This is a genomic window from Pseudomonas sp. NFX183 (assembly GCF_047943075.1).
In the GTDB taxonomy this organism is placed as follows: Bacteria; Pseudomonadota; Gammaproteobacteria; order Pseudomonadales; family Pseudomonadaceae; genus Aquipseudomonas.
In genome coordinates, this window is record NZ_CP181333.1 from 4,409,891 (window position 1) to 4,434,152 (window position 24,262).

Below are 24,262 nucleotides of genomic sequence, written 5' to 3' on the forward strand. Positions count from 1 at the left end.
ACCATGGCGACGATCAAGGATGTGGCAGCGCTTGCGGGTATTTCCTACACCACCGTGTCCCATGTGGTGAACAAGACGCGGCCGGTGAGTGAGCCTGTGCGGATCAAGGTCGAAGCGGCAATCAAGCAGCTCGACTATGTGCCCAGTGCGGTCGCGCGATCGCTCAAGGCCAAGACCACCGCCACCATTGGCCTGTTGGTGCCGAACAGCCTCAACCCGTATTTTGCCGAGTTGGCCCGCGGGATCGAGGATTACTGCGAGCGTAATGGCTATTGCGTGATCCTCTGCAACTCCGACGACAACGCTGAAAAACAGCGCAGCTACTTGCGTGTGTTGCTCGAAAAGCGCATCGACGGCTTGATCGTGACCTCGGTAGGGGGCGACGACAGCGGCCTTGCCGCTGGCTTGAGCGCAGTGCGCACGCCCATGGTGATCGTCGACCGTGCGCTGGATGGCATCGATGTCGATCTGGTGCGCATCGACCACGAGGAGGGCGCCTACCTGGCGACCCGGCACTTGCTTGAACTCGGTCACCGCGACATCGCCTGCATTGGTGGCCCCGGCCACACCCGCGTGGCGCAAATGCGTCTGGCGGGGTATCACCGGGCGCTGCGTGAGGCGGGCGTGCAAGTGGCGGCCAATCGCACTCAAGAGAGCGACTTCACCAGCATCGGCGGGTATGCCGCAGCCGTGCAGTTGCTGTCGGACAATCCGCCGAGCGCGATCTTTGCCAGTAACGATATGATCGGTTTCGGCGTGTTGCGCGCTGCGGCAGAGCGCAATATTCGCGTGCCCGGCGAATTGTCGGTGATTGGTTTCGATGATATTCAAATGGGCCGTTACGTGTACCCGGCGCTGACCACGGTCGGGCAGTCGATCGTGCAACTGGGCGAAACGGCGGCCGAGCTTTTGCTGCGAAGAATTGCAACCCCCCAACTGCCGATCGATCAACGTATCGTGACGCCGAGTATTGTTTTGCGTGAGTCGACGGCGCCGGTCGCCGGTGTGTTCGCCCAATACCGCTGAACCGAATTGATGAGTACTGATGTATGCCAGCAAAAGTAGTGGTAATAGGCAGCTTGAACATGGACTTGGTCACCCGCGCCAGTCGGTTGCCGCGTGCCGGTGAAACCCTGATCGGCCAAACGTTCTCTACCGTCCCCGGCGGCAAGGGCGCCAACCAGGCAGTGGCTGCTGCGCGTCTGGGCGCTGATGTGGCGATGATCGGCTGTGTCGGCACTGATGCCTACGGGGCCCAATTGCGTGATGCGCTGGTGGTGGAGGGCATTGATTGTCAGGCCGTGAGCACGGTAGACGGCTCCAGCGGCGTGGCGTTGATTGTGGTGGATGACAGCAGCCAGAACGCAATTGTGATCGTGGCCGGCGGCAACGGTGCGCTGACGCCAGCCTCGTTGCAACGGGCTGACGCAGTGTTGCAGGGCGCCGACGTCATCGTCTGCCAGCTGGAATCGCCGATGGACACGGTAGGTCAGGCCCTCAAGCGCGGACGTGAACTGGGCAAGACGGTGATCCTCAATCCGGCACCCGCCAGCGGCCCTTTGCCGGCCGAATGGTATGCCTCGATTGACTACCTGATTCCCAATGAAAGTGAAGCCGCCGCCTTGAGCGGCGTGACGGTCGACTCTCTCGACAGTGCCAAGGTCGCTGCGACGCAGTTGATCAAGGCAGGCGCGGGCAAGGTCATCATCACCCTCGGTGCCCAGGGCGCATTGTTTGCCGATGGCCAAGGCTTTGAGCATCTGGTGGCGCCCAAGGTCAAGGCGGTGGACACCACGGCGGCGGGCGACACCTTTGTCGGCGGGTTTGCCGCCGCGCTCGCTAATGGCAAGAGCGAAGCCGAGGCCATCCGCTTTGGTCAGGTGGCCGCAGCGCTGTCTGTGACTCGCGCCGGTGCGCAACCCTCTATTCCCACGCTGCATGACGTTCAAGGTTTTGTGCCCTCATGAAAAAGACACCGCTGCTCAATATTGCCCTGTCGCGTGTCATTGCGTCTCTCGGTCACGGTGACGTCCTGGTGATCGGCGATGCCGGCTTGCCCGTGCCGCCGGGTGTCGAGCTGATCGACCTGGCGCTGACCCAAGGTATTCCTGACTTCATCAGCACCCTGCGCATTGTGCTCAGCGAGATGCAGGTGGAAAGCCACGTACTGGCCGAAGAAATCCTGCTCAAGCAACCGCCTGCACTCACTGCGCTCAACACCCTGACCGAGCAGGCAGCCCTGGGCGAGCGACGCCTGGTCAGCCACGAAGAATTCAAGCAACTGAGCCGCAAGGCTCGCGCCGTCGTGCGCACCGGCGAGTGCCAGCCTTATTGCAATATCGCGCTGGTGTCCGGCGTAACTTTCTAGAGATTTCCTACGACAAGGAGTGTTTCATGCAACGTGGTCTTCCATCCCTGAAAAACCTGTTTCGGAGTGTCCTGCTTTTGTCCGCGCTCACAGCAGCCAGCGCCCACGCGGCGGAAAAAATCGACCTGATCATCGACACCGACCCGGGTGCTGACGATGTAGTGGCCTTGCTGTTTGCAATGGCCTCTCCACAGGAATTGAATATTCGTGCGCTGACCACCGTCGCCGGTAACGTGCGCCTCGACAAAACCTCCCGCAATGCGCGCCTGGCCCGCGAATGGGCAGGGCGCGAGGATATTCCGGTGTACGCAGGGGCGCCAAAACCGATGCTGCGCACGCCGATCTACGCCGAGAATATTCACGGTAAAGAGGGTATTTCGGGCGTTACCGTGCACGAGCCGAAAAAAGGCCTGGCCGAAGGCAATGCCGTTGATTACCTGATCAAGACCCTGAGCACCGCCAAGCCCCACAGCATCACCATCGCCATGCTCGGCCCACAGACCAACCTGGCGCTGGCGTTGACCCAGGCTCCGGAAATCACCCAAGGCATCAAGGAAGTGGTGGTGATGGGCGGTGCGCACTTCAACGGCGGCAATATCACGCCGGTGGCCGAATTCAACTTGTTTGCCGACCCTATTGCGGCTGAGGTCGTGCTCAAAAGCGGCGTCAAGTTGACTTACCTGCCACTGGACGTCACCCACAAGGTGTTGACCAGTGAAGCGCGCCTCAAGCAAATCGCCGATATCAACAACAACGCGAGCAAAGTCGTCGGCGATATTCTGAATGAATACGTCAAAGGCGATATGGAGCACTACGGCATTCCAGGCGGCCCGGTTCACGATGCCACCGTTATTGCCTACCTGCTCAAACCTGAGCTGTTCAGCGGCCGTGAAGTCAATGTGGTGGTGGACAGCCGTGAAGGCCCGACCTTCGGCCAGACCATTGTCGATTGGTACGATGGCCTGAAGCAGCCGAAGAATGCCTTCTGGGTCGAGAACGGCGATGCTCAGGGCTTCTTCGATCTGCTGACCGAGCGTCTGGCGCGTCTGAAGTAATGTGTGTGCCGGTCGGCGTTCGTCGGCCGGTTCTTATTCGCGCTCTGGGTTGTGTGCGCCCATGTGATCGGCCGGGTATTTTTCGAATACCTGGCCGATGAAGGCCTGTGCAGCCTGAGTGCCGAGTTCCTTGACCAGCAGGTCGATTCCGATGATTGCCAACTCCTCCGGGCTTCCGGGGCTGTAGGAGCTTTGTCCTTGGGGCCACTTGGCTTTGATGTCGGCTTGGAGGGTAACAGTGGTCATGGGTGTCTCGCGGGGTTGAAAGTACTGGGCAGTGCGCTAAAACGCGGCTTTTACCGGCGCAGTTAACCATTTTTGGGTGGCGTTTGGCACTGCTACTTAGGCATGAGGCATGTGCTGTGCGACACTGTGGCCCTGTTTAATTGCCGGGGAACGCCAGGTGCAGATCGATTTGAACAACCCCGAGAACCTGACGCTGGAGGCTGTTCGTCAGTTGCTGGCCAGCGCCAGCGATGACCAGCATACCCAGCTGCGGGTGACCAAGGCCGGGATTGCCTACATCTCGTCAGGCGTGGTGGGCGGCACTGATATCGCCGGCTTGCTGTTTCGCCTTGAGACCTGGGCCAAAGGCTCCGGTTATGTCGGTAACGTAGCGGCCAGTGATGAAGTCTGGGTCATGCAGATATTCAACGCGCTCAAGCAGAACTGGCCGAAGCCGCCGTTCGACTACATCGACATCTACTGAATACATTCATATCTGGTGACGATTGACCGAGCGAATGCTCGGCCTGAGTCAGGCAGACTTGCCTGCGGGCGATTCACGTCTTGAAACCAATCCCCCAGATCGCTGTCGCACGATCTCTGTCCATTTTTATCATAGGAGGCTTCATGCCTTGGAAGCTCGCATCATTCGGTACTTTGTTGGCAGCATTCGCGTTGGCGGGTTGCAGCACCCCGGGTACCTCTGAGCCAGCCAAAGACGCCGCCGTGGCCGATGCCGGTCATAGCCGCTGTGAGGCGAAGGCCGCCGAGTTCGCGATCGGCCAGAAAGCCTCGCCCCAATTGCTGGAGCAGGCGCGTACACGTGCCGGTGCGCAGAACGCACGTATCCTCAAGCCTAATGACATGATCACCCTGGAATACCGCTCCGACCGCCTGAACCTGAACACCGATGACAATCTGGTGATCACGCGAGTCAACTGCGGCTAAGAACCTCGGCACTTTTGTAGCGCCCATAAAAAACCCCGTCGCATGGACGGGGTTTTTTTTAGCTCAGCGGAGAATTACTCGCCGCGAACCTGTGCAGCTTGCATACCCTTTTGGCCTTTCTCAGCCACGAAGGAAACGGTTTGGCCTTCTTTCAGGCTTTTGAAACCGTCGCTTTCGATAGCTTTGAAGTGTACGAACAGGTCGTCACCGCCACCTTGAGGAGTGATGAAGCCGAAGCCTTTTTCATCGTTGAACCATTTAACGGTGCCGGTTTGGCGATTAGACATGGTGTATCTCCAAGAAACATATATTTTCAGTAGTGCTGTGCTGCTCAGGCCAACTGGGCACACTTGGCTATCATAGTCGAAATGTTCGACTTGGGAGCCCCCCCAAGGCATTGTTTGCTAATCAATAGCGTTGCATTTGCTGCCTGGGCTGGCTGAAAGCCCCGATTTACGGGGCTTTGGTGCGAAATATCAGCTGTTAAAAAAAGCCGTAAAAGCTGCGTAATTTGTGCGAAATGGCAGTTTTCGGGCTGTTTTTTCAGCGCGACGGCCGTCTGATCAGTGGTCGTTCTGATTATTTCTTCACGACTTTGCAGGACGAAATAGCCGCGACAGCTTTGTTCTTAAGCGCCGGATCTGCGTTCTGGTTGGTCATGAGCTCCTTGATCTCTGCGGTGCTCAATTCGGCGTTGATCTTGTCAGCGCCACATTCGCAATGGTCTTTGGCAGTTTTGGCGTCCACGCTTTGCTGGGCTGCCGAGCTGCAATCTTTGATGAAGTTGTCGCGAGCGCCGGTTGGCCAGTTCGATGGGGCGGCTGCCTGGGCGCCGAGCGACAGGAAGGCCAGGGAAGCAGCGAGAGCGAGGGTCGAGGTGAAACGCATCATGTGGATGCTCCTTTGGGTCGAGGACGAACAGCGATTCTCGGTGTGTTTGAGGCATGGCGTACAGCTCAAGTTCACTTTTGCACCTATAAAGCCTCGAATTTGTCTTTCAGAAAGGCGGCGCCAGCACGATGACCGTTCATCTGTGCTAGCATCCTCGGCCTGGCTATTTCCAGGCGTGCCAAGTTGCCGCCTTGCCATGTTCTTTTTAGCTCACTCCAGTCACTCTGGTTCGATTATCGGTTGGCCGAAAGGCTCCTGCCGCTGTAAGGCAGGCGTTCATCATTGAACGGCCTGGTGTTGGATCTTGTACTGGCTCATCCCAACCCACGTGACCTTTGGTAGGGGTCACCACTAGGAGAGGAGGCGCCATGCCAACTATTACTCTTCCCGACGGCAGTCAACGTTCATTCGATCATTCGGTATCCGTAGCCGAGGTCGCCGCTTCCATTGGTGCAGGCCTGGCCAAGGCCACCGTAGCCGGCAAGGTCGACGGCAAGCTGGTAGACGCCAGCGACCTGATCACCAGCGACGCCAGCCTGCAAATCATCACGCCCAAGGATCAAGAGGGGCTGGAGATCATTCGCCACTCTTGCGCGCACTTGATCGGCCATGCGGTCAAACAGCTGTACCCCACCGCAAAAATGGTGATCGGTCCGGTTATCGATGAAGGCTTCTATTACGATATCGCCTACGAACGTCCTTTCACTCCGGACGACCTGGCCGCTATCGAGGCGCGCATGCACGCGCTGATCGAAAAAGATTACGACGTAATCAAGAAGGTCACGCCGCGCGCCGAGGTGATCGACGTGTTCACCGCGCGTGGCGAAGACTACAAGCTGCGTCTGGTGGAAGACATGCCGGACGAGCAGGCAATGGGCCTGTACTACCACGAAGAATACGTCGACATGTGCCGTGGCCCGCATGTGCCGAATACGCGCTTCCTCAAGTCGTTCAAGCTGACCAAACTGTCCGGCGCCTACTGGCGCGGCGATGCAAAGAACGAGCAACTGCAGCGTATCTACGGCACTGCCTGGGCTGACAAAAAGCAGCTGGCGGCCTACATCCAGCGCATTGAAGAAGCCGAAAAACGCGACCACCGCAAGATCGGCAAGCGCCTGAACCTGTTCCACCTTCAGGAAGAAGCGCCTGGGATGGTGTTCTGGCACCCGAACGGCTGGACCTTGTACCAGGTGCTCGAGCAGTACATGCGCAAGGTTCAGCGCGAAAACGGCTACCTGGAGATCAAGACTCCGCAGGTCGTTGACCGCAGCCTGTGGGAAAAGTCCGGGCACTGGGCCAACTACGCCGACAACATGTTCACCACTCAGTCGGAAAACCGCGACTACGCCATCAAGCCGATGAACTGCCCATGCCACGTGCAGGTGTTCAACCAGGGCCTGAAAAGCTACCGCGAGTTGCCGATGCGTCTGGCCGAGTTTGGTGCCTGCCACCGTAACGAGCCATCGGGTGCGCTGCACGGCATCATGCGCGTGCGCGGCTTTACTCAGGACGATGCACACATCTTCTGCACCGAAGAGCAGATGCAGGCTGAATCCGCCGCGTTCATCAAGCTGACCATGGACGTTTATCGCGATTTCGGCTTCACCGAAGTCGAAATGAAGCTGTCCACTCGTCCGGAAAAACGCGTCGGCTCCGACGAACTGTGGGATCGCGCCGAAGCTGCACTGGCCGCAGCCCTAGACAGCGCGGGCCTTGCGTACGATCTGCAGCCGGGTGAGGGCGCCTTCTACGGTCCGAAAATCGAGTTCTCGCTGAAAGATTGTCTTGGTCGTGTCTGGCAATGTGGTACTTTGCAGCTCGATTTTAACCTGCCGATCCGTTTGGGAGCCGAATACGTCTCCGAAGACAACAGCCGGAAACACCCGGTTATGTTGCACCGAGCGATCCTTGGCTCGTTCGAACGGTTTGTCGGAATCCTGATCGAGCACTACGAGGGTGCGTTCCCTGCGTGGCTTGCTCCGACCCAGGCAGTGATCATGAATATCACTGATAAACAGGCAGATTTTGCGGCTGAAGTTGAAAAAACTCTCAACGAAAGCGGATTTCGTGCCAAGTCCGACTTGAGAAATGAAAAGATCGGCTTTAAAATCCGCGAGCATACTTTGCTCAAGGTTCCCTATCTTTTGGTTATCGGAGATCGGGAAGTCGAGATGCAGACTGTCGCTGTGCGTACTCGTGAAGGTGCTGACCTGGGCTCGATGCCCGTCGCCCAGTTCGCTGAGTTCCTCGCGCAAGCGGTTTCCCGGCGTGGTCGCCCAGATTCGGAGTAATTATTATTAAGCGTGAAATGAGACAAGATAAACGAGCTGCACCGAAAGCCCCGATCAACGAGAATATCTCGGCACGCGAGGTTCGGTTAATTGGCGCTGACGGCGAGCAGATTGGCATCGTCTCGATTGATGAAGCGCTTCGTATTGCTGAAGAGTCCAAATTGGACCTGGTGGAAATCTCCGCCGATGCAATCCCACCCGTTTGCCGGGTGATGGACTACGGCAAGTCGATCTTCGAGAAGAAGAAGCAGGTTGCCGCAGCGAAGAAGAACCAGAAGCAGATTCAAGTAAAAGAAATCAAGTTTCGTCCAGGGACGGAGGAAGGGGATTACCAGGTAAAACTGCGCAACCTGGTACGTTTCCTGAGTGATGGGGACAGGGCCAAGGTATCCTTGCGATTCCGCGGCCGTGAGATGGCCCACCAGGAGCTGGGGATGGAACTCCTCAAGCGGGTTGAAGCTGACCTGCTGGAGTATGGTTCCGTCGAGCAGCATCCTAAGATGGAAGGACGCCAGCTGATTATGGTCATCGCCCCGAAAAAGAAGAAGTAATCAACAGGGCACGGCAGGCCTTCTGATTATGTTTATCAACTGAATGCGGAGTATCCGAACATGCCAAAGATGAAGACTAAAAGTGGTGCTGCTAAGCGGTTTCTGAAAACTGCTAACGGTATCAAGCATAAGCACGCTTTCAAGAGCCACATCCTGACCAAAATGTCGACCAAGCGTAAGCGTCAACTGCGCGGTAGCAGCTTGCTGCATCCGTCTGACGTGGCAAAAGTCGAGCGCATGCTGCGCCTTCGTTAATTTTTGGATCAAGACTAGAGGAAGTAACTCATGGCTCGTGTAAAGCGTGGCGTCATTGCCCGTAAACGTCACAAAAAAATTCTGAAACTCGCTAAAGGCTACTACGGCGCGCGCTCACGCGTATTCCGTGTTGCCAAGCAAGCGGTAATCAAGGCAGGCCAATACGCCTACCGTGACCGTCGTCAGAAAAAACGTCAGTTCCGCGCTCTGTGGATCGCTCGTATCAATGCTGGTGCTCGTGTTAACGGTCTGTCCTACAGCCGTTTCATCGCTGGCCTGAAAAAAGCGTCCATCGAAATCGACCGTAAGGTTCTGGCTGAACTGGCCGTGAACGATAAAGCGGTGTTTGCTGCGATTGTCGAGAAAGCTAAAGCCACCTTGGCTTAAGTACCCCCGACAGTCACCCTGGGCTGCTCCTGCAGCTCAAGGTGGTAAACGTCATAAATAGGGGAAGAGCCTTCAAGCTCTTCCCCTATTTTGTATCTGGAGTCTGTACATGGAAAACCTGGACGCGCTCGTCGCTCAAGCCCTTGAGGCTGTGCAAAGCGCTGAAGATGTAAATGCCCTGGAGCAAATCCGGGTTCACTACCTTGGCAAGAAAGGTGAATTGACTCAGGTGATGAAGACCCTGGGGAATTTGCCGGCTGAAGAGCGTCCGCAAGTCGGTGCGCTGATCAACGTTGCCAAGGAGCGTGTCACAGAGGTTCTCAATGCGCGCAAGGCGTCGCTCGAGGAGGCCGATCTTGCGGCCAAACTCGCCGCCGAGTCCATTGACGTGACCCTGCCTGGCCGTGGCCAGGCCTCGGGCGGTCTGCATCCGATCACCCGGACTCTGGAACGTATCGAGCAGTTCTTTACCCACATCGGCTACGGCATTGCCGAAGGCCCTGAGGTCGAAGACGACTATCACAACTTCGAGGCGCTCAACATCCCAGGCCATCACCCGGCCCGGTCGATGCACGACACCTTCTATTTCAACGCGAACATGCTGTTGCGCACCCATACCTCGCCGGTACAGGTCCGCACCATGGAAGCGACCAAGCCGCCGATCCGCATCGTCTGCCCAGGCCGTGTGTACCGTAGCGACTCGGATATCACCCACTCGCCGATGTTCCACCAGGTCGAAGGCCTGCTGGTTGATCGCGACATCAATTTCGCCGACCTCAAAGGCACCATCGAAGAATTCCTGCGGGTGTTCTTCGAAAAAGAGCTGGCGGTGCGATTCCGTCCTTCGTTCTTCCCGTTCACCGAGCCGTCCGCTGAAGTCGACATGGAATGCGTGATGTGCAGCGGCAAAGGCTGCCGGGTCTGCAAACAGACCGGTTGGCTGGAAGTGATGGGCTGCGGCATGGTTCACCCTAACGTGCTGCGCATGTCCGGGATCGACCCGGAAGAGTTCTCGGGCTTTGCCTTCGGCATGGGCGTTGAGCGCCTGGCCATGCTGCGTTACGGCGTGAACGACTTGCGTCTGTTCTTCGACAACGACTTGCGGTTCCTCGCGCAATTTCGCTAGTCGTAACGAATCTTTAGGAGAGCAGGATGAAATTCAGTGAACAATGGCTGCGTGGCTGGGTAAGCCCGCAGGTAGATCGCGACGAGCTGGTTGCTCGTCTGTCGATGGCCGGTCTTGAGGTCGATAGCGTCACGCCGGCCGCCGGTGTTTTCAGCGGCGTCGTGGTGGGCGAGGTGCTGAGCACCGAGCAGCACCCGGATGCCGACAAATTGCGTGTGTGTCAGGTCAGTGACGGCGCGCAGACGTTTCAGGTCGTGTGCGGAGCGCCTAACGTGCGCCCGGGCCTGAAGATTCCGTTTGCCATGATCGGCGCCGAACTGCCGGGTGACTTCAAGATCAAGAAAGCCAAGCTGCGTGGCGTTGAATCCAACGGCATGCTGTGCTCCCAGGCTGAACTGCAAGTGGGCGAAGGCAACGACGGCCTGATGGAACTGCCGGCCGACGCGCCAGTGGGCCAGGACATCCGCGTTTACCTGGAACTCGAAGACGCCAGCATCGAGGTCGACCTGACCCCGAACCGTGGCGACTGCCTGTCCCTGGCCGGTCTGGCACGCGAAGTGGGTGCGTTGTATAACGTCCCGGTTACTCGTCCGGTGGTTGCCGCCGTGCCCGCTGTGCACGATGAAGTGCGCCCGATCGAGGTCTTGGCTCCCAACGCTTGCCCGCGTTACCTGGGCCGTGTGATCCGCAACGTCGACCTGTCCAAGCCAACCCCGCTGTGGATGGTTGAGCGCCTGCGCCGCGCCGACGTACGCAGCATCGACGCTGCCGTCGACATCACCAACTACGTGATGTTGGAGCTGGGCCAACCGCTGCACGCGTTCGATCTCGCCGAAATCAACGGCGGCATTCGCGTCCGCATGGCCGAAGAAGGCGAGAAACTGGTCTTGCTCGACGGCCAGGAAGTGGCCCTGCGCGCCGATACCCTGGTGATCGCCGATCATTCCCGCGCCCTGGCCATTGCTGGCGTGATGGGTGGCGAGCACAGCGGAGTGTCCGCGACCACGCGTGATATTTTCCTTGAAAGTGCGTTCTTTGATCAGATCGCCATCGCTGGCAAAGCCCGTTCCTACGGCCTGCACACTGATGCTTCGCACCGCTATGAGCGTGGCGTGGACTGGAAGCTGGCGCGTGAAGCCCTGGAGCGCGCCACTGGCCTGCTGCTGGAAATCACCGGCGGCGAAGCTGGCCCGATCACTGAAACCGTGAGCGAGCAGCACCTGCCATCCGTTGCACCGATCACCTTGCGCGCCAAGAGCGTCGAGCAAATGCTCGGCCTGGTAATCGAGCCGGCTCAGATCGAGCAACTGCTGTCGGCCCTCGGCCTGAGCATTGCCGCGAGCGGGGAAGGGCAGTGGCACGTCGAAGTGCCAAGCCATCGCTTCGATATCAGCCTGGAAGTCGACCTGATCGAAGAACTGGCCCGCCTGTATGGCTACAACCGCCTGCCGGTTCGCTACCCGCAAGCGCGCCTGGCGCCGCAGCCTAAAGCTGAAGCCCGTGCGCACCTGCCGGAGCTGCGTCGCCTGCTGGTCGCCCGTGGCTACCAGGAAGCGGTGACCTACAGCTTCATCGATCCTAAACAGTTCGAGCTGTTCAACCCGGGCGTCGAGCCACTGCTGTTGGCTAACCCGATCTCGAACGACATGGCGGCCATGCGTTCGTCGTTGTGGCCGGGCCTGGTAAAGGCACTGTCCCACAACCTTAACCGTCAGCAAGACCGCGTGCGCATGTTCGAAAGCGGTCTGCGTTTTGTCGGCCAACTCGACGGCCTGAAACAAGAACCGATGCTGGCTGGCGTGGTGTGCGGCAGCCGCCTGCCTGAGGGCTGGGCCCAAGGCCGCGACGCCGTGGACTTCTTCGACGTCAAGGCTGACGTGGAAGCGGTATTGGGCTTTGCCGGCGCGCTTGACGATTTCACGTTCGTGCCGGGCAGCCACCCAGCGTTGCACCCAGGCCAGACTGCGCGTATCGAACGCGAAGGGCGCCTGGTGGGCTACGTAGGTGCCATCCACCCGGAGTTGTCGAAAACCCTCGGTCTGGACCGTCCGGTATTCGTTTTTGAGCTAGTCTTGGCGGAAGTCGCGTCGGGCAAGATGCCTAAATTCAGCGAGTTGTCGCGCTTCCCTGAAGTGCGTCGTGACCTGGCCCTGATCGCCGATCGCGAAGTCGCCGCCACTGCCGTTCTGGATGTAATCCGTGAAAATGCAGGGGAATGGCTGACAGACCTCAGGCTATTTGACGTCTATCAGGGTAAAGGCATTGATCCGCATAGAAAAAGCCTTGCAGTTGGCTTGACCTGGCAGCATCCATCGCGCACTCTTAATGACGATGAGGTGAATACCACGACACAAAATATCCTCACCTCGCTTGAACAAAGGTTGAACGCCACGTTAAGGAAGTGACGTATGGGGGCTTTGACGAAAGCTGAGATGGCGGAACGTCTGTACGAAGAGCTGGGTCTGAACAAACGCGAAGCCAAGGAATTGGTCGAGCTGTTTTTTGAAGAAATCAGGCACGCTCTGGAAGACAACGAACAGGTCAAATTGTCCGGTTTCGGCAATTTTGACCTGCGGGACAAACGCCAGCGGCCTGGCCGCAATCCAAAAACGGGAGAAGAAATCCCGATCACGGCTCGCCGTGTGGTCACCTTTCGTCCAGGGCAGAAGTTGAAGGCCCGAGTTGAGGCTTATGCTGGAACCAAGTCATAACGACGAACTACCCGTCATCCCAGGCAAACGCTACTTCACCATTGGTGAAGTCAGCGAGCTCTGTGCGGTCAAGCCGCACGTGCTGCGCTATTGGGAGCAAGAGTTTCCTCAACTCAACCCCGTCAAACGCACCGGGAACCGTCGGTATTATCAGCGCCAGGATGTGCTGATGATCCGACAGATCCGTGCGTTGCTGTACGACCAGGGGTTCACCATCAGTGGCGCGCGCCAGCGCATGTCCGGTGATGAAGCCAAAGACGACACCACCCAATACAAGCAACTGATCCGCCAGATGATCTCCGAACTCGAAGATGTGCTGGTGGTTTTGAAGAAATAACGTCGGCTTTTAAAATACTTCCACATTTCAAAAGCTTGCGGTATATTCCGGATCGCTTCGTAGCGAAGCGAATCCAGTAACACGCCTAGTCGGGGCGTAGCGCAGTCCGGTAGCGCACTAGCATGGGGTGCTAGGGGTCGAGTGTTCGAATCACTCCGTCCCGACCATATTTTTCAATGACTTAGCCGAACTCTAACCAGTTCGGCTTTTTCATGCGTAGGGACTTTTGCGGGGGATCAGCCCGATTTCCTTCTCAAGATAGTCAGCGCTGGCCCCCTAGAGTCAGTTGCCGACACTTTGTTCGCAGCCTCAATCAGGTGCTGCAGCTCCGGGGTAGAATAGTGGCTCGTAATGCTGCCGTTCTTGTGCCCCAACAATGCTTTCCGATCTTCCTCTGTCACGCCCGCTGCACGTAGCCTTCTGCCAAAGGTGTGCTTCAGGTCGTGAATCCGGAATGCCCCGAACCCTGGATGCGCCGGCGACTGGTTGGCTACCTCCCACTTGTCCGCCGCGCGCTTCCTGGCCTTCCTCCAGGCCGTGTCGTTCATTCTGTCCATGGTGGTGGCCCCATATTGATCTGGCTGTCCGTAGGGGAACACCAAGTCTTTATGCAGGCTGCGCTGCTTGTCGATGATATTCATCGCCACTCTATTCAGGATCACCAGGCGTTCATCGCCGTTCTTTACCCCAGCTTTATCACTTCGCCCACCGAATCCGGCAGGTATCAAAAACACGCTGGTGTTCAGATCCGGCACCCGTATTTCCCACTCCCATCGTAACTTGCACACTTCCTGTTCCCGGCACCCCGTGTTCACCTTATAGAGGGCCATCCTCAACAGGTGATCCGGCAGTTCAGGGAACAGAATCGCCTGCTCTTCCCAGGACATCGGGTAGGGTTTCCGGGCAGACCTCTTTTCCTCAAGCATCGATATCATCGGCACGCTCTCCAGCCACGGCCGCTTTTCAGCATCGCGCCACTTGCGGTGGCATAGATTTAAAATCCTGACGACGCGCTGCAGTAGGGCGCATGGAAGGGAAGATCGAATCTCTCACAAGCCAGGTCGCGCAGCTCACGGCAACGGTCACCTCGCAGAGCGAAGAGATCGCCCGACTGCGAACCAAGCTGGGAGGCATCAACTGATGGACAGATGCGCAATCAACTTCATCGCCCGCCATTGGTGGCGGCGCGCCGAAGTATGGGTCATTGCGATCCTGCTGGTGTTCGGCGGGCTGACACTTGGCTACCAAGCCGGCGTGTGGTCCGCCAGTAGCGAGCAGACCAAACAGCTTGCCGAGGTTCGCGCCGCTTACGACGTCGCACTGGGCAAGCGCGACCTGCGACTGACTACCCTGGCCGAGAAGACCCAGGACGCTGCAGTGAAGGTGCAAGACGCTTCACGCTCCGCAGTCCAGGTGGCTGATACCGCTAGCAAGGCGGCCGAGAAGGTCAGCGAAGCGGTAGAGCGGCAGGCGCCGTAATCCGCGCCACGTTTTCGAATGCGCCAAATCGTGGCGCGCAATCATGAGGAATCCCCCATGGATAACCAGCACAAGAAAATCACCGACTACCGCGACCTGAGTCAGTCCGAGATCGACGGCATGAACTCGATCAAAGCTCTGGAAGCCGACGCCGGCGAGTTGTTCAAGCAGATCGGCCAGATTGAAGGCGTTGACCCGCGACTGTTAGCGTTGGCAAAGTCCAATCTGCAGCAGGGTTACATGTGGTTTGTGCGCTCGATCGCGAAACCTGCCGATCCGTTCAGCTGATGAGCAACGTAACCCGCCTGCGCCACGCGCTGCCGATGAGCCAGGACATCAACAAGGCACTGACCGACCTGGATGTGGCCATCGCCAAGGCTGTCGACGCTGCTCGGGTCGCCGGAATCCCTCAAGGGCGGATCGTCGCGGAGCTGCATGGGCACGCACACGTACAAACCCACATCATGGTGAGTTGAATAGCCGTTAAGGAGCTGGGGTGAGATCAGGCAGTTAACGTTTTATCCCCATGCAAGCATCCAATGAGTCTTTGCTCCGTTCCAGCGCCGCCAGTGTCTCTTTGCGCTGCTCTCCTCGAGTCGAGAATACATCCAGTGCCGATATAGCGAGTTTGCTCTCCAGTCTTGAAATATCTTGCCTGTAGGGTTCGCAGCGTTTATCAGATGCCGTGAGTGCTTTGTAGGTTTCTGAATCGCCCCGGGTTTTCTAGACACTCTCAAGGCTCGCTGCGTAACGCTTTTCAAACTCTACCGGTGACAGCTGATTGTTGAAACTGTGGCGTCGTTTTGGGTTGTAAAACATCTCGATGTAATCGAACACATCATCTCGAGCATCCTGGCGTGTAGTGTAGATTTTACGCTTGATCCGTTCCCGCTTCAGCAACTGGAAAAAGCTCTCCGCCACAGCGTTGTCGTGGCAATTACCTCGACGACTCATGCTGGCTACCAGGTTGTTAGCTTTCAAGAAGCTTCGCCAGTCTGAGCTGCTGTACTGACTGCCTTGATCCGAGTGGATCATCACCTCTTGCTTCGGCTTACGTCTCCAAACCGCCATCAGCAGTGCATCAATGGCTACGTCGCTGGTCATCTGCGACTTCATTGACCAACCAATGATCTGGCGTGAAAACAGATCGAGCACCACGGCCAAATACAGCCAGCCTTCATATGTTCGGATGTAGGTAATGTCTGTGACCCAAACTTTGTTGGGTTCTCTGACATCGAATTGGCGCTTCAGTAAGTTCGGTGAGGCAACGGCTGGCTTACCGCCGTATTTTCCAGGCCTCCGTCGATACCCAGTCTGAGAACGTAAACCTTCAAGGCGCATCAACCTAGCCACCCGGTGACGGCCACAGCTCTCACCAACCTCTCGCAGGTCATCATGGATCTTTCGATAGCCATAAACGCCACCGCTTTCCAGCCAGGAGTGTTTGATCAATCCAAGCAGTCGCTGATCGTCCTTGGCTCGCGCAGATTTTGGTTCTGATAGCCACGCGTAGTAGCCGCTGGGATGAACCTTGAGCGTCAGGCAAAGCCGTCGAATCGCGTAATGACCCGCTTGCTGCTTAATAAAGGCGTACTTCAGCCGCACTCCTTGGCAAAGTACGCGGCGGCCTTTTTTAAGATGTCTCGCTCCTCCGTCACCCGTTTCAGCTCGGCACGTAGACGACGAACCTCAGCGCTCTGATCATCCTCCTCAACGCGCTGTTCCTGAGGCTTGGTGTAGCGCTTAACCCAGGCATAGAGGCTGTGCACAGACACACCCAATCGTGCAGCCACCTCCGAGACAGGAAGCTGCTTTTCGGTCACTTGCTTGACCGCCTGGATTTTGAATTCTTCGGGATAACGCTGGTTGCTCATGGCACCTCCTAATGGGCCTCATTTTAAGGCTTGGAGGTGTCTACGAAACTAGGGGCGATTCACAAAGACGTTATGGGGGAGTCGTGAAAAGGCCGATGCCTGCTGCTTCGTTGCTCGATCCCTTAGATTTTGTCTTCTCACAATATTCGCCTGACCCCAGCTCCAGAGGTGTGGGACTGGCTCCAAGCCGAGATCCTTGCCGACACCGGTAGCATTCACAACGAAGACCATGCCCACCTATTGGATGCAGACATCCGGGTGATGTGGGCGTCATCGAGCTTCGAGAAGCAGGGCAGAACAGTTCTTGGCCAGGCCGAACAGGTAGCGTTCCGCGCCGGCGGTTGGCAGAAAGCCCGGATGGAGCAACAGATGCGCGATTGGTTCGCCGAGCAGGCCGGCCTGCACAAGGATGATTTGGCCGCAATAGCTAAAGCCGCCAGCGCGCAAGCTCGCGCAGAACAGAACAAGCGCCTGGCCATTGAGCAGGATCTCGCGGCCCAGGACCAACAACACACTCGAGAACTATCCGATGCTCAACGCAACCAGGCTCTTTTGCGCGATCGCCTTGCCACTGCTGATGTGCGGCTGTCAGTCCTCCTTGCCGACGACCCAGCCAGTGGCTGCAACGTGCCTACCGCCGCCGGCACCGTCGGCGTGGTTCAGGCAGCCCGTCGAGCCCAACTTGACCCAGCGCATGCTCAAAGAATTATCGGCATCACCGACGCCGGCGACCAAGGATTGATCGCGCTGCGGGCCTGTCAGGGTTATGTGAAAAGCATTTTAACTTCGCACTGGAGGAGTTATTAAGTTATGGGTAAGCAGTCCTTTTTGGCGCTTTTGTCTTGCTCATCGCTGCCGTCGATTTTGTGACCAGCGCATTGGGGTAGGGGTTTTCCTAACCGCTGTTTCAACATTCCTACACTTAAATAGGGGTTGTCGGATGGTTGCGATGATGTCAATGAGCCATTTTTTTGCTAGAAGCTCGATCACCGGTCCACCAGCGGCTACAGGTTATGAGTGGGAGACAAGCAGTGATCGAGCGGACTCCAACCATTCTGCAGCTTTGGCTCCGCTTCCCGTGAGGGGTGGCAGCCTGCTATGGGGGCTTTCTGTTGATTAAACGTGATGCCCAGACTCATGTCTTAAGGCGCACTCCAGTAAATTTGATGCCTGTTGAGAGCGCCACTCAAGCTAGGGCACTAGCAGTCGATAAAGAGTGATGTCGATACGACATCATTCGATCTTTGCATTAAAAATCTAAAAGTCCGAGCCAAGGATGCTCCACCATTCGAGTGCATACATATGTATAGCAAACTCAGTATTTCCCAAAAGCTCTACCTCAGCTTTGCCGCCATCGTGTTTCTGTTGGGCATCCTTGTCATCAGCGCATACCGTGGGTTTGGACAGGTCGACAGTGCGATCAACAGCAACGTCCACAGTTATCGCGTGTTAAGTCAGTCCAAGATAGCCCTTGAACAGTTGATCAATATCGAGACCGGTATGCGCGGCTTCGTCATCACCGGCAAGGACAACTTTCTTGAGCCCCAGATTGCCGGTGAAAGTATATTCTCTAGCAGTCTTGCGACGCTCAAAGAACTGACGATTGATAACGCCGAGCAGCAGAAACGGCTTGCCTCATTGGAGCAGCTACAAAAGCGGTGGCTGGACGAAGACGTTCATTCGATCATCGCGCAACGGCGTGAGCTGACGCAAAGCGGCACCTCCGGTGATTCGCTGAATCAGCGCATAAGCAGCGGCGCAGACAAAGCCAAAATGGATGGCATGCGCGGCATTATTGCAGAGCTATCGCAGGCAGAAGACGTTCTGTTGGCAAGCCGCACTCAAGAGATGAACAACGCCAAGGATCGCGCGATTACGATTCTGGTGGCCGGTGGTTTGATTGCGGCCTTTTTGGCGGTCATCCTCGCCTATGCTTTAGGCCGCACCACGCGCGCCCGCCTGCAAGTGGCTATAGACGCGGCGACAGCGGTTGCCGAAGGTAGATTGGACACCGTGATTGATACCAGCAGCAGCGATGAACTGCCCAGGGCATTTGATCGCATGCAAACGCGCCTGCGGGAAATGATTCAGCAGATCAATCAAGCTGCCAGTCAATTGATTGAATCCGTACAGAAGATTTCAGGAGCTTCGGAGCAGCTTTCCAGCGCGGTAAACGAACAATCAAACTCGGCATCCGCGATGGCGGCCACGGTTGAAGAACTTACGGTAAGTATCAACCATGTATCCAACAACGCAGGCGAGGCCGGCGGACTCGCTCATCGCTCTGGTCAGCAATCAATAGATGGATCCACTGTCATCCAGAACACACTGACCAGCATGAATGGTATCGCGAAGACAGTGCAGCATGCCTCAACCAAAGTGTCAGAGTTGGGCCACCATTCCGAGCAGATATCTACCATTATCAGTGTTATTCAAGGCATCGCAGATCAAACCAATCTCCTCGCCCTCAACGCTGCCATTGAGGCTGCTCGAGCGGGTGAACAAGGCCGCGGCTTTGCAGTAGTCGCCGACGAGGTACGGTTGCTCGCGCAGAACACCGGTAAATCTACCAAGGAAATTGCCGGCATGATCGACAAGATCCAGCTCGGAGTCCGTGAGACTGTGGAGAGTATGCGCAGCGGCGTGATGGAAGTTAGCCAGGGTGTGGAAATGGCGGAGTCAGCTGGCAAGGCTATTACCGAAATTAGTCAAAGCTCTGGCCAAGTGCTCGAGGTGGTCGAACAGATTTCTTTGGCCTTGCGTGAGCAAACAGCTGCAAGTCAGGACGTCGCACGTAACGTCGAACGATCTGCACAGATGGCTGAGCAAAATAATCAGTCTGTGCAAGATCTTCTGCGCACCAGCAACGATTTGAATCAGTTGGCGATAGGACTTAAACAGGAAGTAGGTCGGTTTCGTCTGTAATGGAGTGGCAGAAACCATATTCTTGATCAAGCCCAACCTGCAAAGGTTGGGCTTTTTCATGCGCGCTATTTTTTCCGTGGGCTGCCTGTCGGCACCCGTCAGGCGCCAGTGGCGCGCTGCTTGAGGTAATCCACAAACGGGTCGATATCCGTGCTGCAGAGCAAATGAGCGATCGCGCGCACCTCGGTTTCCGGCCATTCCCACCAGGCGGACTGTTCGAGGATCTGGCGGGTGGGCTCATCGAAGCGCCAGCGGATATGTTTGGCGGGGTTGCCGCCCACGATGGCGTACGGGGCAACGTCCTTGGTCACAATCGAGCCGGCCGCGACGACCGCGCCATTGCCGATGGTGACGCCGGACAGAATCTTCGCGTGCGAGCTGATCCAGCAATCATTGCCAATGATCACGTCGCCCTTGCTGCCACCAAAATCAGTGATGTGCGCGAGGCTTTTGACCTTGGCCGGGAAGGGATAGCAACTGAGCCAATCGGTGCGATGATGGCCCCCCAGGTACACTTCGACATTGCCGGCAATGGACGTGTAGGCACCCACGCGCAAGGTCGTGCCTTCATGCCAGTCGTGAACCTTCAGGTCCCCGTAGGTCCCTATGCCAAAGCTGTAGTCGGGGTAACGGTTGCGCAGTTTCTGCGTCGAACGCTCCAGGGGGGAGAGCGCGCGTAATGCCTTGCGCGCTTGATGTTCGCGCCATTTACGCAATAGTTTCATGCGTCGAGCCTTCTTGCAGAGGTTGAAATCAGGCCGCCATCCTGAGCAATGGGTGGCTTCTATGCAAGACGAAAATGCTCAGGGTAATGGCCGGGAGAACCCTGGCACATAAGCGTTTAGCTGCCAACCACCGCCAGCAGCAACAGTCCCATCAGTGCCACCAGCAGGTTTAATCAGGCACGTCCTGGACGGTTTCGACGGGTCGATCCTGCCCCAGGCGCGCCATTGCTACCCCGTCACCGGCGAAGTGGATTTCGTGCTGATACTGAATGTCGCCAGCCTGCGGGAATACCAGGCGCTGGACCGGGGCAAGGTGGGGCTAAAAGTACCGATCAGTTGAGCGCTTCATTGTCTGAAAAAAAATGGCCGATGCCTGTCCCTTTTTTTCACCTCGCCTGTCATTCATGGCAAGTGAATCAAATCGAGAGCTTCCGCCAATGCCCGCCGTCCCACCCTCGCGCCTGCGCCCGTTACTGAACTTGAGCCTGATGCTGAGCCTCAGTGCCAGCCCATTATTCGTCCCGATCAGCTACGCCGAAGACAGCAGTGCTCGGCGCAGCTACCAGGTGCCGGCTGGCAGCCTGAGCGCGGCGCTGACCCGTTTCGCCGGGTTGTCGGGGGTTAATCTGTCGGTAGATCCTGCGTTGGTCAGCGGTCGCAGCAGCAGTGGCCTGGCCGGCGAATATGGCGTGGAGGAGGGCTTTGCTTACCTGTTGCAAGGCTCCGGCCTGCAATTGCAACCGATGGGTGAGCAGGCGTACAGGCTGGTGCCGGTGCCCGAAGGCAGCAGCCTGCAATTGGCGCCGACGTCAATCATCGGCAGCGCGGGGCGGGAGGGCGGCGATACCTACGCTGGTGGGCAAGTGGCGCGTCGTGGCTCGCAGGGCTTGCTCGGTTCGCGGGACTTCATGGAAACGCCGTTCAGCATGACCACCTACACCGAGGAAGCGGTGAAGAACCAGCAGGCGCGCACCCTCGGCGACCTGGTCGCCAGCGACCCCTCAGTGCGCGCCACCAACCCGGCCGGTGGGCGCTATGAGCAGTTCACCATTCGCGGATTTAGTCTGTTCAACAGTGATGTGGCCTACAACGGCCTGTACGGCGTGTTGCCGACGTACACCATCGACATGGAAATGGCCGAGCGCGTCGATATCCTCAAAGGCCCGAGCCAGTTGCTCAACGGCATCTCACCACGCGGCAGCGTCGGCGGCGGAATCAACGTGGTGCCCAAGCGCGCCACCGACAAAGACATCAATTCGTTTACCGGCACCTGGGCTTCCGGCAGCCAGGCTGGCGGTGCGGTGGACGTGGGCCGGCGCTTTGGTGAGGACAACAAATTCGGCATCCGTTTCAACGGCGTGAAGCAGTCTGGCGACACCGAGTGGGACCACCAGAGTGTCGACCGTGAGATGGCCGTTCTGGGCCTGGATTTTCGTGGCGATCGCCTGCGCCTTTCCACTGACATCGGTCACACCGAGCGTGACACCGATGCCCCGCAGGAGCGTGTCCAGATCGGCCCGAATGCCCGCGTGCCGAGTGCCAGCGATGTGCGCCGCAACTACGCGCAACCCTGGAGCAAGGCCAGCACCAACGACACGTTCGGCACCGTCAACGGCGAGTTCGACCTCACTGATAGCGTGATGCTCTACGGCGGTGTTGGCGCGCGGAAAAGTAATCACGACTTCCTGCGCCACGCGGTGTCCGTCACCAACAACGCCGGGGATTTCAGCGTGCAGCCGCGTGATTTTACCCGTGACGAAAACGTGCGCACCGCCACGGCGGGCGTGCGCAGTTGGTTGCACACCGGCCCCGTCAGCCATGAGCTCAACCTGGCTGCCAGCTACTTTTATATGGACTTTGAAAATGGCGGGGCGCGCTACGCGGCGGCGCCAAGTAACCTTTACGACCCCGTGCAAACCCCGACCCCCTCGCGGCCGACGCGCTTTGATTCCAAGGTCTACACAGAGAATAAGTTCAGCGGTGTCGCGCTGTCCGACACCCTGGGTTTCTTTGACGACCGATTGCTGCTGACCCTCGGCGCGCGCTGGCAGCGGGTGAAGGTGGATGACTGGACCGACAACGTCAAAGGTGACACCGCCTATGACGAGGAAAAAGTCTCGCCGTCGGGTGGCATCCTCTTCAAGGCTACCGACACGTTGTCGCTGTATGCCAACTACATGGAAGGCCTGAGCCAGGGCAAAATCGCACCTTCTACCTCGATCAACGAAGACGAAATCTTCCCGCCGTTTATCAGCCGGCAGGTCGAAGTCGGTGCCAAATACGACGCGGGCGCCTTTGCCGTCACCGCCGCCGTGTTCCGCATCAAACAGCCAGCCTATGAAACCAACGCCACCACGCGAGTGTTCGGCCCCAACGGCAAACGCCAGAACGACGGGGTGGAGCTGAGTGTGTTTGGCGAGCCGCTCAAGGGCTTTCGCCTGCTCGGTGGCGTGATGTACATCGACAGCGAGCTGACCCATACCACCAACGGCACCTACGACGGCAACCGCGCACCGGCCACACCCAAGTACAACGTGAACCTGGGGGCGGAATGGGATGTGCCGACGCTCGAGGGTTTGACCCTGACCAGCCGGGGCATTTATTCCAGCTCGCAGTACCTGGATCAGTCCAACGTGAAAGAAATTGATGCCTGGAACCGCATCGACGTCGGCGCGCGTTACGCCTTCAAGGTGGATGACAAACACATCACCTTGCGCGCCAATATCGAGAACGTCGCCGATAAGCGCTACTGGAGCTCGGCCGGAGCCTCGGATGACAGCGAACCGGGGCTGACCCTGTCGACACCGCGTACGTACTTGCTTTCGGCCACCGTCGACTTCTAACTGCGCAACTTGAGGGCAAGCGGGCTTGTCGAGGCAAGCGTGATTGATGTGGCGAGCGGGCTTGCCCCGCGTTGGGCTGCGAAGCGGCCCCAAAACCTGCCAATGAGTTCTGACTGAAAAAACTGCGGTGACTGAATAGGGGCTGCTGCGCAGCCCAACGCGGGGCAAGCCCGCTCGCCACAACAAGCCCGCTCGCCACAGCAGCCCAACTGCCAACAGGATGTACAACGCCTGTAAATGAAAAAGCGTTAATAAGAATGTTTTTTGATTGCATCGCCCCGATATGGAATAGTACCCGCCGTTTTCCCCAGCCTGTCCAGCCGGGGTGTTCCAACGCCGAGGTCCCTGTCATGCGAATGCTGCGCTCCATCCCGACCCTTGCCGCCTGCCTCCTGGCGTTCTCTTCCAGCGTGTTAAGCGCTGCACCCATCGACCTCAATGATGGCCAGCACGCAGTGCACTTGCCGGATGTGCCCAAGCGCGTGGTGGTGTTGGAGTTTTCCTTTCTCGACAGCCTCGCCGCTGTTGACGTTACGCCCGTAGGCGCTGCCGATGATGGCGACGCCAACCGAGTGCTGCCACGCGTGCGCCAGGCCATCGGCCAATGGAAATCGGTGGGCCTGCGCTCGCAGCCGAGCATCGAGGAAATCGCCCGGCTCAAGCCGGACCTGATCGTCGCCGACCTCAATCGCCACCAGGCGCTGTACAGCGACCTGTCGAGCATCGCGCCCACCTTGCTGTTGCCTTCGCGTGGCGAGGATTACGAGGGCAGCCTCAAATCCGCCGAACTGATCGGCAAGGCCCTGGGCAAAAGCCCGCAGATGGAGGCGCGTATTGCGCAGAACCGCGAGCATTTGCAGGCGATTGCCAAGCAGATACCCGCCGGTGCCAGCGTGCTGTTCGGCGTCGCCCGGGAAGACAGCTTTTCCGTGCACGGCCCGGACTCCTATGCCGGCAGCGTGCTGCAAGCCATTGGCCTGAAAGTACCTTCGGTGCGCGCCAACGCCGCCCCCACCGAGTTTGTCAGCCTGGAGCAATTGCTCGCGCTGGATCCGGGCTGGTTGCTGGTCGGTCACTACCGCCGCCCAAGCATCGTCGACACCTGGAGCAAGCAGCCGCTGTGGCAAGTGCTCGGTGCGGTGCGTAACCACCATGTGGCCGAAGTCGACGGCGACAGCTGGGCGCGCAATCGCGGTGTGTTGGCCTCGGAGCAAATCGCCGAAGACGCCCTGGCCATTCTCAAAGGCGGCAAAGCCGTACTGAGCCAATAA

26 protein-coding genes, 1 tRNA gene and 3 pseudogenes are annotated in these 24,262 nt (G+C 57.9%); 24 read left to right on the plus strand and 6 right to left on the minus strand.

Features of this window, described 5'->3' with window-relative positions:
• Positions 1 to 3 precede the first annotated feature (3 nt).
• The 4 genes from ACM530_RS20695 to ACM530_RS20710 are packed head-to-tail and all read left to right on the plus strand — an operon-like array spanning position 4 to position 3,423.
• Complete coding sequence (locus tag ACM530_RS20695) at positions 4 to 1,026, plus strand: LacI family DNA-binding transcriptional regulator (RefSeq protein WP_145165843.1); 1,023 nt, start codon at positions 4 to 6, stop codon at positions 1,024 to 1,026.
• Between the two features lie 23 nt (positions 1,027 to 1,049).
• Complete coding sequence (gene rbsK / locus ACM530_RS20700; RefSeq protein WP_404483688.1) at positions 1,050 to 1,967, plus strand: ribokinase; 918 nt, start codon at positions 1,050 to 1,052, stop codon at positions 1,965 to 1,967.
• On the plus strand, positions 1,964 to 2,368 hold the full coding sequence (gene rbsD / locus ACM530_RS20705) for a D-ribose pyranase (protein WP_145165845.1): 405 nt from the start codon (positions 1,964 to 1,966) through the stop codon (positions 2,366 to 2,368). The genes rbsK and rbsD overlap by 4 nt, the downstream gene beginning before the upstream one ends.
• Positions 2,369 to 2,394: 26 nt before the next feature.
• Positions 2,395 to 3,423, plus strand: coding sequence for a nucleoside hydrolase (locus ACM530_RS20710; protein WP_106580533.1), 1,029 nt, complete (start codon positions 2,395 to 2,397; stop codon positions 3,421 to 3,423).
• Positions 3,424 to 3,456: 33 nt separating this feature from the next.
• Here the strand turns inward: ACM530_RS20710 and ACM530_RS20715 are convergent, their stop codons facing one another.
• Positions 3,457 to 3,669 carry a hypothetical protein gene (locus ACM530_RS20715; RefSeq protein ID WP_032886978.1) on the minus strand — a complete coding sequence of 71 codons (213 nt, stop codon included), beginning with the start codon at positions 3,667 to 3,669 and terminating at the stop codon, positions 3,457 to 3,459.
• Positions 3,670 to 3,826: 157 nt separating this feature from the next.
• Here ACM530_RS20715 and ACM530_RS20720 point away from each other — a divergent pair, with 157 nt between their 5' ends.
• Positions 3,827 to 4,132 (plus strand): hypothetical protein, encoded by a 306-nt coding sequence (locus ACM530_RS20720; RefSeq protein ID WP_145165847.1) that lies wholly within the window; start codon positions 3,827 to 3,829, stop codon positions 4,130 to 4,132.
• 143 nt (positions 4,133 to 4,275) lie between these two features.
• A complete protein-coding gene (locus ACM530_RS20725) occupies positions 4,276 to 4,596 on the plus strand; it encodes an I78 family peptidase inhibitor (RefSeq protein WP_106580536.1) in 321 nt (106 codons plus the stop codon).
• A 74-nt stretch (positions 4,597 to 4,670) separates the two neighbouring features.
• Here the strand turns inward: ACM530_RS20725 and ACM530_RS20730 are convergent, their stop codons facing one another.
• Together ACM530_RS20730 and ACM530_RS20735 are read right to left on the minus strand one after the other, a co-directional pair.
• On the minus strand, positions 4,671 to 4,883 hold the full coding sequence (locus tag ACM530_RS20730) for a cold-shock protein (RefSeq protein ID WP_003234260.1): 213 nt from the start codon (positions 4,881 to 4,883) through the stop codon (positions 4,671 to 4,673).
• Positions 4,884 to 5,175: 292 nt separating this feature from the next.
• The gene (locus tag ACM530_RS20735) at positions 5,176 to 5,487 is read right to left on the minus strand and encodes a hypothetical protein (RefSeq protein ID WP_106580537.1); all 312 of its coding nucleotides are present in this window, start codon (positions 5,485 to 5,487) and stop codon (positions 5,176 to 5,178) included.
• Positions 5,488 to 5,855: 368 nt separating this feature from the next.
• Here ACM530_RS20735 and thrS point away from each other — a divergent pair, with 368 nt between their 5' ends.
• The 9 genes from thrS to ACM530_RS20780 all read left to right on the plus strand — a co-directional run bounded on the left by thrS (position 5,856) and on the right by ACM530_RS20780 (position 13,312).
• Positions 5,856 to 7,778, plus strand: coding sequence for a threonine--tRNA ligase (gene thrS, locus ACM530_RS20740; protein WP_119742672.1), 1,923 nt, complete (start codon positions 5,856 to 5,858; stop codon positions 7,776 to 7,778).
• Positions 7,778 to 8,329 (plus strand): translation initiation factor IF-3, encoded by a 552-nt coding sequence (gene infC / locus ACM530_RS20745; protein ID WP_015884933.1) that lies wholly within the window; start codon positions 7,778 to 7,780, stop codon positions 8,327 to 8,329. The genes thrS and infC overlap by 1 nt, the downstream gene beginning before the upstream one ends.
• 60 nt (positions 8,330 to 8,389) lie before the next feature.
• Positions 8,390 to 8,584 carry a 50S ribosomal protein L35 gene (rpmI, locus tag ACM530_RS20750; protein WP_002553160.1) on the plus strand — a complete coding sequence of 65 codons (195 nt, stop codon included), beginning with the start codon at positions 8,390 to 8,392 and terminating at the stop codon, positions 8,582 to 8,584.
• A gap of 30 nt (positions 8,585 to 8,614) precedes the next feature.
• Complete coding sequence (gene rplT / locus ACM530_RS20755; protein WP_053257052.1) at positions 8,615 to 8,971, plus strand: 50S ribosomal protein L20; 357 nt, start codon at positions 8,615 to 8,617, stop codon at positions 8,969 to 8,971.
• 109 nt (positions 8,972 to 9,080) lie between these two features.
• On the plus strand, positions 9,081 to 10,097 hold the full coding sequence (gene pheS / locus ACM530_RS20760; protein WP_057721572.1) for a phenylalanine--tRNA ligase subunit alpha: 1,017 nt from the start codon (positions 9,081 to 9,083) through the stop codon (positions 10,095 to 10,097).
• A gap of 26 nt (positions 10,098 to 10,123) precedes the next feature.
• Positions 10,124 to 12,502: a phenylalanine--tRNA ligase subunit beta gene (gene pheT, locus ACM530_RS20765; RefSeq protein WP_416363023.1), complete on the plus strand. Its 2,379-nt coding sequence runs from the start codon at positions 10,124 to 10,126 to the stop codon at positions 12,500 to 12,502.
• A 3-nt stretch (positions 12,503 to 12,505) separates the two neighbouring features.
• Positions 12,506 to 12,808: an integration host factor subunit alpha gene (ihfA, locus tag ACM530_RS20770; RefSeq protein WP_002553164.1), complete on the plus strand. Its 303-nt coding sequence runs from the start codon at positions 12,506 to 12,508 to the stop codon at positions 12,806 to 12,808.
• Positions 12,789 to 13,145 carry a MerR family transcriptional regulator gene (locus ACM530_RS20775; RefSeq protein ID WP_003174972.1) on the plus strand — a complete coding sequence of 119 codons (357 nt, stop codon included), beginning with the start codon at positions 12,789 to 12,791 and terminating at the stop codon, positions 13,143 to 13,145. Before ihfA ends, ACM530_RS20775 begins: the two co-directional genes overlap by 20 nt.
• Positions 13,146 to 13,235: 90 nt before the next feature.
• Positions 13,236 to 13,312: transfer RNA gene (locus ACM530_RS20780), tRNA-Pro, on the plus strand.
• A gap of 69 nt (positions 13,313 to 13,381) precedes the next feature.
• On the opposite strand, the pseudogene ACM530_RS20785 reads toward ACM530_RS20780, so the two are convergent.
• Positions 13,382 to 14,164 (minus strand): annotated as a pseudogene (locus ACM530_RS20785) (tyrosine-type recombinase/integrase); the annotation flags it as partial.
• On the opposite strand from ACM530_RS20785, the pseudogene ACM530_RS20790 reads away from it, so the two are divergent.
• The 4 genes and pseudogenes from ACM530_RS20790 to ACM530_RS20805 all read left to right on the plus strand — a co-directional run.
• Positions 14,158 to 14,302 (plus strand): annotated as a pseudogene (locus ACM530_RS20790) (chemotaxis protein); the annotation flags it as partial. The pseudogenes ACM530_RS20785 and ACM530_RS20790 overlap by 7 nt on opposite strands.
• Positions 14,286 to 14,624, plus strand: a complete 339-nt coding sequence (locus tag ACM530_RS20795; protein WP_369301002.1) for a hypothetical protein — start codon at positions 14,286 to 14,288, stop codon at positions 14,622 to 14,624. The pseudogene ACM530_RS20790 and the gene ACM530_RS20795, both read left to right, overlap by 17 nt.
• Before the next feature lie 57 nt (positions 14,625 to 14,681).
• Positions 14,682 to 14,912 carry a hypothetical protein gene (locus ACM530_RS20800; protein ID WP_416363024.1) on the plus strand — a complete coding sequence of 77 codons (231 nt, stop codon included), beginning with the start codon at positions 14,682 to 14,684 and terminating at the stop codon, positions 14,910 to 14,912.
• Positions 14,912 to 15,100 carry a hypothetical protein gene (locus ACM530_RS20805; RefSeq protein WP_416363025.1) on the plus strand — a complete coding sequence of 63 codons (189 nt, stop codon included), beginning with the start codon at positions 14,912 to 14,914 and terminating at the stop codon, positions 15,098 to 15,100. The genes ACM530_RS20800 and ACM530_RS20805 overlap by 1 nt, the downstream gene beginning before the upstream one ends.
• Before the next feature lie 247 nt (positions 15,101 to 15,347).
• On the opposite strand, the gene ACM530_RS20810 is transcribed toward ACM530_RS20805, so the two are convergent.
• Positions 15,348 to 16,498, minus strand: a protein-coding gene (locus ACM530_RS20810) for an IS3 family transposase (protein ID WP_104502081.1) whose coding sequence is annotated in 2 segments (ribosomal slippage) — positions 15,348 to 16,264 and positions 16,264 to 16,498 — 1,152 coding nt in all. Because the reading frame shifts where the segments join, the coding sequence is not laid out codon by codon here.
• A gap of 168 nt (positions 16,499 to 16,666) precedes the next feature.
• On the opposite strand from ACM530_RS20810, the gene ACM530_RS20815 reads away from it, so the two are divergent.
• Both ACM530_RS20815 and ACM530_RS20820 read left to right on the plus strand, forming a co-directional pair.
• Complete coding sequence (locus ACM530_RS20815) at positions 16,667 to 17,305, plus strand: putative metallopeptidase (protein ID WP_416365110.1); 639 nt, start codon at positions 16,667 to 16,669, stop codon at positions 17,303 to 17,305.
• 495 nt (positions 17,306 to 17,800) lie between these two features.
• A complete protein-coding gene (locus ACM530_RS20820) occupies positions 17,801 to 19,423 on the plus strand; it encodes a methyl-accepting chemotaxis protein (protein WP_416363026.1) in 1,623 nt (540 codons plus the stop codon).
• Between the two features lie 98 nt (positions 19,424 to 19,521).
• Here ACM530_RS20820 and ACM530_RS20825 read toward each other — a convergent pair whose 3' ends face one another.
• Positions 19,522 to 20,148, minus strand: coding sequence for a CatB-related O-acetyltransferase (locus tag ACM530_RS20825; RefSeq protein WP_106580540.1), 627 nt, complete (start codon positions 20,146 to 20,148; stop codon positions 19,522 to 19,524).
• Positions 20,149 to 20,356: 208 nt separating this feature from the next.
• On the opposite strand from ACM530_RS20825, the pseudogene ACM530_RS20830 reads away from it, so the two are divergent.
• The 3 genes and pseudogenes from ACM530_RS20830 to ACM530_RS20840 all read left to right on the plus strand — a co-directional run.
• Positions 20,357 to 20,488 (plus strand): annotated as a pseudogene (locus ACM530_RS20830) (Lrp/AsnC ligand binding domain-containing protein); the annotation flags it as partial.
• A 97-nt stretch (positions 20,489 to 20,585) separates the two neighbouring features.
• Entirely contained in the window at positions 20,586 to 22,991 is a 2,406-nt protein-coding gene (locus ACM530_RS20835; protein WP_416363027.1) for a TonB-dependent siderophore receptor, read from the plus strand.
• A gap of 356 nt (positions 22,992 to 23,347) precedes the next feature.
• Positions 23,348 to 24,262 (plus strand): Fe(3+) dicitrate ABC transporter substrate-binding protein FecB, encoded by a 915-nt coding sequence (locus ACM530_RS20840; protein WP_370004784.1) that lies wholly within the window; start codon positions 23,348 to 23,350, stop codon positions 24,260 to 24,262.

What these genes read in the sequence shown, in the direction of transcription:
- ACM530_RS20695 (WP_145165843.1), top strand. Translation starts at nt 4, where the DNA reads ATGGCGACGATCAAGGATGTGGCAGCGCTTGCGGGTATTTCCTACACC.
- rbsK (WP_404483688.1), top strand. Translation starts at nt 1,050, where the DNA reads ATGCCAGCAAAAGTAGTGGTAATAGGCAGCTTGAACATGGACTTGGTC.
- rbsD (WP_145165845.1), top strand. Translation starts at nt 1,964, where the DNA reads ATGAAAAAGACACCGCTGCTCAATATTGCCCTGTCGCGTGTCATTGCG.
- ACM530_RS20710 (WP_106580533.1), top strand. Translation starts at nt 2,395, where the DNA reads ATGCAACGTGGTCTTCCATCCCTGAAAAACCTGTTTCGGAGTGTCCTG.
- ACM530_RS20715 (WP_032886978.1), bottom strand. Translation starts at nt 3,669, where the DNA reads ATGACCACTGTTACCCTCCAAGCCGACATCAAAGCCAAGTGGCCCCAA.
- ACM530_RS20725 (WP_106580536.1), top strand. Translation starts at nt 4,276, where the DNA reads ATGCCTTGGAAGCTCGCATCATTCGGTACTTTGTTGGCAGCATTCGCG.
- ACM530_RS20730 (WP_003234260.1), bottom strand. Translation starts at nt 4,883, where the DNA reads ATGTCTAATCGCCAAACCGGCACCGTTAAATGGTTCAACGATGAAAAA.
- ACM530_RS20735 (WP_106580537.1), bottom strand. Translation starts at nt 5,487, where the DNA reads ATGATGCGTTTCACCTCGACCCTCGCTCTCGCTGCTTCCCTGGCCTTC.
- thrS (WP_119742672.1), top strand. Translation starts at nt 5,856, where the DNA reads ATGCCAACTATTACTCTTCCCGACGGCAGTCAACGTTCATTCGATCAT.
- rpmI (WP_002553160.1), top strand. Translation starts at nt 8,390, where the DNA reads ATGCCAAAGATGAAGACTAAAAGTGGTGCTGCTAAGCGGTTTCTGAAA.
- rplT (WP_053257052.1), top strand. Translation starts at nt 8,615, where the DNA reads ATGGCTCGTGTAAAGCGTGGCGTCATTGCCCGTAAACGTCACAAAAAA.
- pheS (WP_057721572.1), top strand. Translation starts at nt 9,081, where the DNA reads ATGGAAAACCTGGACGCGCTCGTCGCTCAAGCCCTTGAGGCTGTGCAA.
- pheT (WP_416363023.1), top strand. Translation starts at nt 10,124, where the DNA reads ATGAAATTCAGTGAACAATGGCTGCGTGGCTGGGTAAGCCCGCAGGTA.
- ihfA (WP_002553164.1), top strand. Translation starts at nt 12,506, where the DNA reads ATGGGGGCTTTGACGAAAGCTGAGATGGCGGAACGTCTGTACGAAGAG.
- ACM530_RS20775 (WP_003174972.1), top strand. Translation starts at nt 12,789, where the DNA reads ATGCTGGAACCAAGTCATAACGACGAACTACCCGTCATCCCAGGCAAA.
- ACM530_RS20795 (WP_369301002.1), top strand. Translation starts at nt 14,286, where the DNA reads ATGGACAGATGCGCAATCAACTTCATCGCCCGCCATTGGTGGCGGCGC.
- ACM530_RS20800 (WP_416363024.1), top strand. Translation starts at nt 14,682, where the DNA reads ATGGATAACCAGCACAAGAAAATCACCGACTACCGCGACCTGAGTCAG.
- ACM530_RS20805 (WP_416363025.1), top strand. Translation starts at nt 14,912, where the DNA reads ATGAGCAACGTAACCCGCCTGCGCCACGCGCTGCCGATGAGCCAGGAC.
- ACM530_RS20820 (WP_416363026.1), top strand. Translation starts at nt 17,801, where the DNA reads ATGTATAGCAAACTCAGTATTTCCCAAAAGCTCTACCTCAGCTTTGCC.
- ACM530_RS20825 (WP_106580540.1), bottom strand. Translation starts at nt 20,148, where the DNA reads ATGAAACTATTGCGTAAATGGCGCGAACATCAAGCGCGCAAGGCATTA.
- ACM530_RS20835 (WP_416363027.1), top strand. Translation starts at nt 20,586, where the DNA reads ATGCCCGCCGTCCCACCCTCGCGCCTGCGCCCGTTACTGAACTTGAGC.
- ACM530_RS20840 (WP_370004784.1), top strand. Translation starts at nt 23,348, where the DNA reads ATGCTGCGCTCCATCCCGACCCTTGCCGCCTGCCTCCTGGCGTTCTCT.